This is a genomic window from uncultured Dialister sp. (genome assembly GCF_937959425.1).
Taxonomy (GTDB): Bacteria; Bacillota; Negativicutes; order Veillonellales; family Dialisteraceae; genus Dialister.
Window position 1 is genome coordinate 1 of record NZ_CALGPS010000152.1, and the last position, 2,035, is coordinate 2,035.

Sequence of the window (2,035 nt, forward strand, 5' to 3'; positions counted from 1 at the left end):
CCCCCGCATGCGGGGGTGGGCAAATCTTTTTTTTGGGGGGGGAGAAAAGCCCCAATCCCGCTCCCGATCCTCGATTCCAGCCGCTCCGCGGCTGCACGCCACGGTATAGCTGGGAGATTTCTCCACTCCACTGCGTTACGGTCGAAATGACTGTGTGGAGCCTCCGCCCCGCCGACAGCCGATATCTGACAGCCGACAGTCGATTTCTATCATCTAACCCCCTTCTTCCATAAGACCATGAAAAAAGACCGGCTGCCCGGTCTTTTTCTTATCGAATCAGATATACGTTTACCTTTGGTTTCAAGCCCCATTTATAGGCCTGGTCGTAGTTGTCCACGCCCACGTCGATAATGTTTCCGTGGATGGCGCCGCCTATGTCGTCACAGATGGCATAGCCGTAGCCTTCGATGTAGACTTCGCTTCCCAGAGGGATGATGTTGGGATCCACAGCGGCGTGGCCTTTGCCTGCGTAGCCGCCCATGGCGGTGCGGCCTCTGCCGTCGCCGTCGTTAGGGGTGTAGGCAGTGGCTTCCATGTGGAAGACTTTTTTGTAGTTGCCTGTGAAACGGGGCGCGCTGTCGAGACGGTCCCAGACGTCGCCGTCAGCAATGCCGGTTCTGGCCAGGTTCTCTTCTGCCTGCAGCTGGCGCACTGCTTCTGCCGTGCCTTCGCCGTAAACACCGTCTACGCTGCCGGGGTTATAGCCGTGCAGGAGGAGTTTGTTCTGGAGACGAATCACCTTTTTGCCGGAGTCGCCGGGAGAAAGAACTGTTTCGCCACTCTGGGCTGCATATTCGGATGTAATCCGGGCCAGGGTGTCTCCGTCCACCATGCCGGTGGCAGAAAGGTCTTCGTCGTCCTGGAAGGCTTTCACCGCAGAGGCGGTGTCGCCGCCATAAATGCCGTCTACCGAACCGTCCAGATAGCCCATTTTCTTCAATTTCCGCTGGATAGAGGAAACTTCACTGCCGCTGTCGCCGATGCTGTAGAGAGAAGAGCCCCGGCTTTCGGAGCTTTCTTCCTCTCCCCCGCTGCTTTCGTAGGAAGGAGCGGAACTATCCACATTTCTCAGGGCACTGTAGGTCATTTCATCAATGGCACCGGAAACGGGAATGCCCTTTGCTTTCTGGAAGGCCCTCACCGCATTGGTGGTATCCTGGCCGTAAACGCCGTCCACGCCGCCTTTCAGATAGCCTGCCGCCTGGAGTCTTACCTGCATGTCGCTGATCATGCTGCCCCTGTTGCCTTCGGCATAGACCACACCGCCGCCGGGACGATAACCCGCCCCTGCAGCCGCTGTGATGGCCGCTCTTGTAGAATCATCGGCACTGCCGGTTACCGGCAGTCCTTTGGCTTTCTGGAATAAAGCCACTGCTTCTTTTGTGGTGGAGCCATAATCTCCATCCACTGTACGTGCAAGATAGCCTGCCGCCACCAGGTCGTTTTGCAGGGAAGTGACTTCACTTCCCGACATGCCGACTGTCAGGGTCTGGGCAGACGCGGTAAGAGACGCCACCAGCCAGATGGCTGCGGCGCATCCCCATGTATATAAAGCACGCATTCATATCACCTCCATAGACTTCTGTATTTTACCATTTTCCGGCGAATTTGTAAAAAAAAGAGTAAAACCCTCTTGTTTCATAATGCAAATGATTCGTTTTTCAGCTTATCTAAACCGTGCAAAAATGCCGATTTTTACGGTGGGAAACATAGTATGCAAATCGGGGGAATCAGAGGTTACGGGCCCAATATGTGGGGTGGCTGCGCCACGGGTTCAGAGGAGTCAGAAAGGAAGGTTCTTAAGATGGACCGGCCTGTGGGCCGGAGGGTTCTCAGGTTTGACGGGCCCTGTGGGCCCGAGGGTTGTGGATTGCCGCCCTTGGCGGCAATAAATTTTATAAGCCGCTTCGTGGCTGACCCCTTCCAACCCGGTGCGCCCTTGCCCCTTTAAACAGGGTGGGCAAGGGATGTAGTGACGCTGTTCCTTTTTCCTCCATAAACTTGCCCACCCCCGCACTCGGGGGTGGGGGACCAC

1 protein-coding gene is annotated in these 2,035 nt (G+C 56.1%); it reads right to left on the reverse strand.

The window, feature by feature from the left end; translation table 11 throughout:
• Positions 1 to 268: 268 nt before the first annotated feature.
• On the reverse strand, positions 269 to 1,561 hold the full coding sequence (locus Q0482_RS06345) for a peptidoglycan-binding protein (RefSeq protein ID WP_299144784.1): 1,293 nt from the start codon (positions 1,559 to 1,561) through the stop codon (positions 269 to 271).
• Between the last annotated feature and the right edge of the window lie 474 nt (positions 1,562 to 2,035).

Coding starts and splice junctions, on each gene's coding strand:
- Q0482_RS06345 (WP_299144784.1), bottom strand. CDS start 1,561: ATGCGTGCTTTATATACATGGGGATGCGCCGCAGCCATCTGGCTGGTG.